The organism is Prevotella sp. MA2016, assembly GCF_000619825.1.
Classification (GTDB): domain Bacteria; phylum Bacteroidota; class Bacteroidia; order Bacteroidales; family Bacteroidaceae; genus Prevotella.
On record NZ_JHUW01000007.1, the window covers coordinates 433,912 to 441,609 of the forward strand.

General features: G+C 44.8%; 8 protein-coding genes, 2 rRNA genes and 1 pseudogene. 4 read left to right on the top strand and 7 right to left on the bottom strand.

Features of this window, described 5'->3' with window-relative positions:
- Nucleotide 1 precedes the first annotated feature (1 nt).
- The 4 genes and pseudogenes from wecB to T360_RS0104260 all read left to right on the top strand — a co-directional run bounded on the left by wecB (nt 2) and on the right by T360_RS0104260 (nt 4,246).
- The gene (gene wecB / locus T360_RS0104245; protein WP_028911679.1) at nt 2–1,174 is read left to right on the top strand and encodes a non-hydrolyzing UDP-N-acetylglucosamine 2-epimerase; all 1,173 of its coding nucleotides are present in this window, start codon (nt 2–4) and stop codon (nt 1,172–1,174) included.
- On the top strand, nt 1,171–2,376 hold the full coding sequence (wecC, locus tag T360_RS0104250; RefSeq protein ID WP_028911680.1) for a UDP-N-acetyl-D-mannosamine dehydrogenase: 1,206 nt from the start codon (nt 1,171–1,173) through the stop codon (nt 2,374–2,376). Before wecB ends, wecC begins: the two co-directional genes overlap by 4 nt.
- A 1-nt stretch (nt 2,377) precedes the next feature.
- A pseudogene (locus T360_RS16700) lies at nt 2,378–2,956 on the top strand (glycosyltransferase); the annotation flags it as partial.
- A 693-nt stretch (nt 2,957–3,649) separates the two neighbouring features.
- Entirely contained in the window at nt 3,650–4,246 is a 597-nt protein-coding gene (locus T360_RS0104260; RefSeq protein ID WP_231488090.1) for a sugar transferase, read from the top strand.
- Between the two features lie 46 nt (nt 4,247–4,292).
- Here T360_RS0104260 and T360_RS0104265 read toward each other — a convergent pair whose 3' ends face one another.
- From T360_RS0104265 to T360_RS0104295, 7 genes are all read right to left on the bottom strand, one after another.
- Nucleotides 4,293–5,339, bottom strand: a complete 1,047-nt coding sequence (locus T360_RS0104265) for a transposase (RefSeq protein WP_028911681.1) — start codon at nt 5,337–5,339, stop codon at nt 4,293–4,295.
- Nucleotides 5,305–5,724 carry a hypothetical protein gene (locus tag T360_RS0104270; protein WP_036928757.1) on the bottom strand — a complete coding sequence of 140 codons (420 nt, stop codon included), beginning with the start codon at nt 5,722–5,724 and terminating at the stop codon, nt 5,305–5,307. The genes T360_RS0104265 and T360_RS0104270 overlap by 35 nt, the downstream gene beginning before the upstream one ends.
- 176 nt (nt 5,725–5,900) lie before the next feature.
- Nucleotides 5,901–6,122, bottom strand: a complete 222-nt coding sequence (locus tag T360_RS0104275) for a DUF2795 domain-containing protein (RefSeq protein ID WP_013063838.1) — start codon at nt 6,120–6,122, stop codon at nt 5,901–5,903.
- A 65-nt stretch (nt 6,123–6,187) separates the two neighbouring features.
- Nucleotides 6,188–6,751: a cob(I)yrinic acid a,c-diamide adenosyltransferase gene (locus T360_RS0104280; protein ID WP_028911683.1), complete on the bottom strand. Its 564-nt coding sequence runs from the start codon at nt 6,749–6,751 to the stop codon at nt 6,188–6,190.
- 6 nt (nt 6,752–6,757) lie between these two features.
- Nucleotides 6,758–7,276: a hypothetical protein gene (locus tag T360_RS0104285; RefSeq protein ID WP_036928761.1), complete on the bottom strand. Its 519-nt coding sequence runs from the start codon at nt 7,274–7,276 to the stop codon at nt 6,758–6,760.
- A 105-nt stretch (nt 7,277–7,381) separates the two neighbouring features.
- Nucleotides 7,382–7,494: ribosomal RNA gene (rrf, locus tag T360_RS0104290) — 5S ribosomal RNA — on the bottom strand.
- Nucleotides 7,495–7,575: 81 nt separating this feature from the next.
- Nucleotides 7,576–7,698, bottom strand: a 23S ribosomal RNA gene (locus tag T360_RS0104295); the annotation flags it as partial.

Sequence of the window (7,698 nt, forward strand, 5' to 3'; positions counted from 1 at the left end):
TATGAAAAAAATCATGATAGTCTTCGGTACTCGTCCTGAAGCAATTAAAATGGCACCTCTGGTTATCCAACTGAAAAGAGAAGCGGCCCATTTTGATACAGTAGTGTGTGTGACGGGACAGCACCGTGAGATGCTAGATCAAGTTCTTGATATTTTTGATATCAAACCCGATTACAACTTAAACATCATGAAACTGGGGCAAGACCTGTATGATGTGACCAGTCGTGTGTTGTTGGGCATGCGTGAGGTATTGCAGAAAGAACAGCCCGACATGGTGCTGGTTCATGGCGACACAACCACTTCCACAGCGGCAGCATTGGCAGCTTTCTATCAGCAAATACCTGTCGGTCATGTAGAGGCTGGTTTGCGTACTTATAATATATACAGTCCCTGGCCAGAGGAGATGAACCGCCAGCTGACGGGACGTATAGCCACCTATCATTTTGCGCCCACCCCCATGTGCCGCAAGAATCTGTTGAACGAGAACATTGATGAAAACAAAATTGCTATCACAGGAAACACCGTTATTGATGCTCTCTATATGGTGGTAAACAGACTGAAGAATGATACGACTCTGGCTAATAAACAAAACGAGATTATCAGGGAAGCCGGATACGACTGCAACAGGCTTTCAAGCGGCAGACAGCTGGTACTGATTACCGCCCATCGTCGTGAGAATTTCGGCGACAGTTTTATTCACATGATAACAGCTATAAAAGAACTGAGCCGGAAATATCCCAACGTGGACTTTGTCTATCCTATGCATCCCAACCCCAATGTGCGCAAACCTATTCATGAGGTATTCGGTGAGAAACTGGAAAACCTAGGCAACATGTTTTTCATCGAGCCGTTGCAATATTTGGAGTTTGTTTACCTGATGGAGAAATCGACTATTGTTCTCACCGACAGTGGTGGTATTCAGGAAGAGGCTCCCAGCCTAGGTAAGCCTGTATTAGTGATGCGTGACACCACTGAGCGGCCTGAAGCATTGACGGCAGGCACCGTGAAACTGGTGGGTACCGACTTTGACAAAATCGTGGACGAAGTTAGCACACTGCTTGACAATCCAGCTGAATATGTTAAAATGAGCCAAGCCGTCAACCCGTATGGAGACGGAAAGGCTTGTAAACGAATCATCAATATACTAAAAAACAAATCTGTATCCGAATTATGAAAGCATGCTTTATGGGACTTGGCTATATAGGATTGCCAACGTCAGTCATTGCAGCTAAACACGGGGTAAAAATTGTAGGCGTTGACATCAATCCACAGGTGGTTAATATGACCAACCAAGGTCGCCTGCATATCATTGAGCCAGGAATGAAGGAGATGCTACAGGAAGTAGTAAATAATGGATGTCTGCATGCCAGTAATACCCCAGAGGTAAGCGATGCCTACTTCATGGTGGTTCCCACCCCATTTAAAGGAGACCACGAACCAGACATCTCCTATGTTGAGTCGGCCACACGCATGGTACTCCCTCTGCTGAAACAGGGAGACCTATATGTTATTGAATCGACATCGCCCGTCGGTACAACTGAAAAGATGGCCGAACTCATTTTTACCGAGCGTCCTGAACTAAGAGACCATGTATACATTGCCTACTGCCCGGAGCGTGTGTTGCCTGGCAATGTCGTTTACGAACTCATACATAACGACCGCGTCATCGGTGGACTCAACGAGGCCTCGACCAAGAAAGCTCAGGAATTCTACAGTCTGTTCGTACAAGGCACACTTCACCCAACGGACTGCAAAACTGCCGAAATGTGCAAACTGACAGAGAACAGTTGCCGCGACATGCAGATTGCCTTTGCCAACGAGTTAAGCATCATCTGCGAAAAGGCTGGTATCAATGTCTGGGAGCTTATCAGCCTGGCAAACAAGCACCCTCGCGTAAATATATTGCAGCCTGGTTGTGGTGTGGGAGGCCACTGCATAGCCGTCGATCCCTACTTCATTAGCAGCGAGTTCCCCAAAGAGGCCAGGATGATTGCTATGGCCCGTGAAGTGAACAACTCCAAGGCTGACTGGTGTGCCGAAAAAGTTCAGAATGCCATGCTCCGCTTTGAACTTGACAAAAAGCGCAAACCTGCAGTGGCCATGATGGGATTGGCTTTTAAGCCCAATATCGATGACCTGCGTGAAAGTCCAGCCAAGTATATCGTCACTAAAGTTATGCAGAAATGCAACAATGCTAGCATAATGGTGGTCGAACCCAATATAACAGAACACAAGATATTCAAGCTTACCGACTATAGGGAGGCTTACAACAAAGCCGACATCGTAGTATTTCTGACAGCCCACACACCATTCAAGGAACTGAAGTGGCGGGACGATAAAGTGATATTGGATTTCTGTGGCATCTTCAGAAAGTAATATGAAAATACTGATTGTTTCTTTTTACTATACTCCTGAGATAGGAGCAGCCCCTTCCCGCATTACCAACATGGCCGAAGGCTTGCAGCGAGAAGGCTTCGATGTAGACATTCTGAGCTGTCTGCCCAACTATCCAAAGGGGAAGATATTTGATGGCTATCGGGGAAGGTTGTACAAGAAAGAGTCCATCAATAATGTCCGCATCTACCGCTACTGGACCTATTCCACCGTATCAAAGGGTCGCTTGGCCCGCACCATGGGCATGTTATTCTTTGCCATGGCAATCTGGATATTCGGACTGAAATTCTGGAAAGTGCTACGATACGACCGTGTGATTATCCAAAGCCCCCCCATTATGGTGTCCTATTCCGCCATGATGCTGTTCCGATGCCTCTATCGGCGAATCACCATTCTGAACGTGTCAGACCTATGGCCCCTTTCTGCCATCGAATTAGGAGCTGTCAAGGAAGGTTCTCTCTACCATAAGATTCTGCTACATATGGAGCGTTTCCTCTATCGGAATGCCTCTGCCTACCAAGGTCAGGGCCAAGAGATTATCGACCATATACAAGCTTTTGGCTATGACAAACCTCATTTCCTCTACCGTAACTTACAACCATTAACTGTTGCAAGTAACAATAGAGTTCCCAGCCGTGATACATTTAAAATTGTATATGCCGGGCTTTTAGGTGTTGCACAGAACATTTTGAGCATTGTCAAGCACATTAATTTTAAGGAGGTGGGAGCTGAGCTACATTTATATGGTGGCGGGAACCAAACTCTTCAGATTCAACAATACGTTAATGAGCATGACTGCGGTATCATTTATCACGGCTATCAGCCGAAAGAGACTATAAACTCAGTATTGGAACAATATCATGCCTCCATCGTACCGCTTTCAGTACGGATAAAAGGTGCTGTACCATCGAAGATTTTCGATCTCCTGCCGCATGGTATACCTATTCTCTTCTCAGGAGGTGGTGAGGGAGAAAACATCATTAAAGCCCATGGCTTCGGCTTAGTGTCACCACCTGGAGACAGTGAAGCGCTAAAATGTAATATCATCAAGATGAAAGAAATGTCAGACGGTGATTACGGACAAATGCGCCTCAATTGCTTTGAAGCCTCTCTAAAAGAGTTCTCTTTTGAACAACAAATGAAAAAATACAAGGAATTTGTAATCATGCCTGTTACACCAAAGATAGTATCATCAGAATTGAACCAGGCAGAAAGAGTCAAGAGCAAGGAAAATGTAAAATTTATACCCGATGGGATGAATACGTTTGAGCGAATTATCAAGCGATTATTGGATTGTATCCTTGCCAGTTGCGCATTAGTGATATTATCACCCGTGTTCCTATGCTGCTACATAGCAGTAAAATGGGAAGACCATGGTCCGGCGATCTTCAAACAGGAACGTATAGGACGATTTGGGAAGCCATTTTACATCCTGAAGTTCCGATCAATGAAACTGGATGCCGAAAAATACGGACCAGAGCTATTCCAGGGACAGGGAAAGGATCTACGACTGACGAAGGTGGGTAAATTCTTGCGTATGCGTCATCTGGATGAATTGCCCCAACTATGGAATGTTGTCAGAGGCGATATGTCGTTTATTGGACCACGACCTGAGCGTCAGTTTTATATCCAGCAGATCGAAGAGCGAGATCCTCGCTATTATATGCTGTATCAGATTCGCCCAGGACTGACAAGTTATGCAACATTGTACAACGGCTATACGGATACGATAGAGAAGATGGTAACTCGTTTACGTTATGACTTGTTCTATCTTGAACATCGCTCATGGGCTTTTGACTTTAAAATTTTACTTAAAACTTTTGTATATATAGTTTCTGGGAAAAAATTTTAAAGGTGAGATCCCTTGTATAATGGGTCACCTGCATAACCACGTGGGATTAACCGTAAATTTTGACCAATCTGAAAATGAAGAATTTCTTGTCAATGACTCCCCTTAGCTGAGCCCTAAAGTCCTTGATTTTTGCATTGAGGGATTCTGCAGAGGCAATGGTTGATCTGTTCACGAAGTAGTTCAGAAACTCATCCTCTCTGTCGTACATGGCAGCTGCGATGTCATTGAAAGCCTTATTGTCAAACTCACCTACTTTTGCGTACCATTTTTTGATGCTCTTGCGTCCTGCTTCTTTGTCGCACTTTTGGGCAAAGATCATTCTAAGCGAGTGTGTCAGACTGTATGCCACCTCTATGTCAGGATACAGTTCAAAAAGCATTTCTGCACGTTCTCTCTGGCTTGGTGTCCATTTCTCTGGCGACACCATCAGCAGGTATTTGCTGCGCATGAGCAGTTCAGCCTTTGTTTCGTTGTTCTTCAGTCTCTCGGGATGATATGCGGCATTGCTACGGATGGGTTTGCCTTCTGTGTCTACAAGAGGCTTGCCGCTTTTGATAAGGTCTTTAATCATAGCCCTGAAGTCATCTCTGGCGTTAGCCACCTCTGTCATTACCTCGCGACGATGTCCAATGCGTAATTCCTGCAATGCCTCTAGACAGAACTGCTGATGATGGAAACGGTCGAGGGTAATCATCGCCTTGGGAAAGCAGGCGCAGACAATCTGGTGCATGCTGTCAGAGAAGTCAAGCGTCACTTCTTCGACCAATAAACGGACAGGTTCCGGTATTTTCTTCAGAATGCTTGTGACCTGCTTCGCCTTCGTCCCCTTTACAATGGCTACAAGACATCCCTTGCGTCCATGGGCTTCTTTGTTGGACAATATGGTGTACACCTCGCCGGTAGACAGACACGTTTCATCTATGCTCAGATGAGTGCCCATGTTCTCTGGAATTATTATCCAGTCCTCGGCATGGTCTGCGTCCTCCCAGGTCTTGAATCCGCTGATAGTTTCCTTGTATGAGCGCTCGAAATTGTCACCATTGACATGGTAGTCTTTCTCAAATGAACGGGCCGTTATAGGGAGCGCCTCCAAACGCCTCTTTTAAAAAATCCGCCAGTTCCTTTGAACAGTGGGTGGATTCCTGGATGAAGTCAAACTCGGACATCACATTATGACTGGCTGCGTCAAGCCAACGGCGACGCCTTACATGCAGGAGCACCTCCTGCCCACGAATAGGAAAGTCGTGAAAAGTCTTGGCCGGGGTAAAACCATTAGGACGGAGGTCTTCACGATTGTCGGGTGTCAGTTCGTTCTCGTCAAGATAAAGATGGATAACGTTCACAGGGATGTCGTCAGGTTGTTTGTCCCGTGTGGACTTCTTCTCCTTGGGCTTCACCTCAACATTGGTTAGTTCAAACCATTCCAGCATGTGTTCAGGCAACAAGCATTTGGCAAGTGTTTCGTATTGTGGATTCATTGTGATATCGCGTTTCCTATTAAAACGGAAATATCATGATTTTAGTATAACTGATTCCACGTAGGTATGCAGGTGATCCCTAAAATGCGGTAAGAATGGCATAAAAACGAGGTGTGAAAGTAATTAATATTTTCACACCTCGCTGATTTTCAATTAGTTACAAATATAATGCTCTCCTAATATTCATCCTCGTTGAAGAGGAAATCTTCCTTAGTAGGATAGTCTGGCCAGATGTCTTCGATACTTTCGTAAACCTCACCTTCATCCTCTATTTCTTGCAGATTCTCAAGCACCTCGAGTGGGGCGCCAGAACGGATCGCATAATCTATAAGTTCATCCTTGGTTGCTGGCCAAGGTGCGTCTTCTAATTTTGAAGCTAATTCAAGTGTCCAATACATAATACAAATTCGTTAGTTTAACTGATTTAAATTTTAATTCGGGCGCAAAAGTAATCAATTAATTTCTATCTACCAACATTTTGCCATACTATTTCACACTGATTTGCGTTAAAATTTATTTTTTTTGCCAAAACAAACAGATAATCACTCAATCTATTCACATATTGTAATATTTCAGGACTAATTTTAGCCACTTCTGACAATGCAACAATCCGCCGCTCAGCGCGACGACATACCGTCCGACAGACATGAGCCTGAGCTGCTTCACGCGTGCCACCTGGCAACACGAATCCCTGACGTTCTGGCAGCAACTTCATAATATCATCCACCTGCTTCTCCAGCAACGCAATCTCGCCTTCAGGCAAATAAGCCGAAGCTGAGAGTGGTGTTTTTTCCTGATCGGTAGCTAAATTAGTGCACACATTAAACAAGCAATTCTGTATGCGAACAATCATGGCCTTATCAGCATCATCTGTCGTCATCGCTGCCAATAAACCAAGATGACTACTCAACTCATCAATGGTGCCATAGGCTTCCAATCGTTCACTGGCCTTCGACACTCGTTGACCTCCTACTAGCGATGTTTTACCCATATCGCCACCACGGGTATAGACTTTAGTTATTTTCATAAACAGTTAGAAGTTAATTTTATAGTTTTGTTTAAATCGGGTTTTATCAAAGAATACAATACCGCAGTAATAAAGATCAAAAGTGACAGAAGTGCGACTATCAGCTTCTATTTCATACCAACGAGCCCAGTTCCGCCAAATATGCTCAACCACGACAATCGATCGCTCATCGCATTTAGACACCATCTCCTCCCATCCTTTACGATCACCAATAGCTACTCTACCCAATTCAACCTTATCAATAAGCGTAGAAAAGGCCGTAGAGTGGCAACCAGCCTGCAGATAGGGCTGATACTCATCCAGCAACATCACAGACGGCTGACGCCAATTAGCCAAGCGGAAATAAAGACGCCCAAGCTTTTGAAACAACCAATCTCCATCATTCAGCTGCTCATAAGCATAATATGGCCAATGCTCGTTTATCACGTAGCGTACAAACGAGTAGTCGGTAGGTGACTGAATGCCAAAGCCACGGCACTTATGCACACGACTCAACCAAACCAAACAATGCGTCAATTGATTCATCAGTGCAAAGATACAATTATTTTCCGTAAAAACGAATAATAATCCGAGATTTATTGAAACAAAAAAAGCCCCAAGGAAATAATCCTCAGGGCTTTCGCTTTAAAAAGACGGCGGCTTCCTACTCTCCCGCATTGCATTGCAGTACCATCGGCGCAGGTGGGCTTAACTTCTCTGTTCGGAATGGGAAGAGGTGGGACCCCACTGCAATAACCACCTAATATAGGTTATTGACATTGTCGACACAAGAAAACTGGGTAGAAGTTCGTTCTTGAAACAACTACATCTGATAATATCAGCATGAAGCGAAAGAGTTCGGGCAATTAGTAGTGCTCGGCTTTGACGTCACCGTCTTTACACCTGCACCCTATCAACGTCATCGTCTATGACGACCCTCAATGGAGTCCTCATCTTGCGGCTGGCTT

Coding starts and splice junctions, on each gene's coding strand:
- wecC (WP_028911680.1), top strand. CDS start 1,171: ATGAAAGCATGCTTTATGGGACTTGGCTATATAGGATTGCCAACGTCA.
- T360_RS0104270 (WP_036928757.1), bottom strand. CDS start 5,724: ATGAATCCACAATACGAAACACTTGCCAAATGCTTGTTGCCTGAACAC.
- T360_RS0104260 (WP_231488090.1), top strand. CDS start 3,650: ATGAATACGTTTGAGCGAATTATCAAGCGATTATTGGATTGTATCCTT.
- wecB (WP_028911679.1), top strand. CDS start 2: ATGAAAAAAATCATGATAGTCTTCGGTACTCGTCCTGAAGCAATTAAA.
- T360_RS0104280 (WP_028911683.1), bottom strand. CDS start 6,751: ATGAAAATAACTAAAGTCTATACCCGTGGTGGCGATATGGGTAAAACA.
- T360_RS0104275 (WP_013063838.1), bottom strand. CDS start 6,122: ATGTATTGGACACTTGAATTAGCTTCAAAATTAGAAGACGCACCTTGG.
- T360_RS0104285 (WP_036928761.1), bottom strand. CDS start 7,276: ATGAATCAATTGACGCATTGTTTGGTTTGGTTGAGTCGTGTGCATAAG.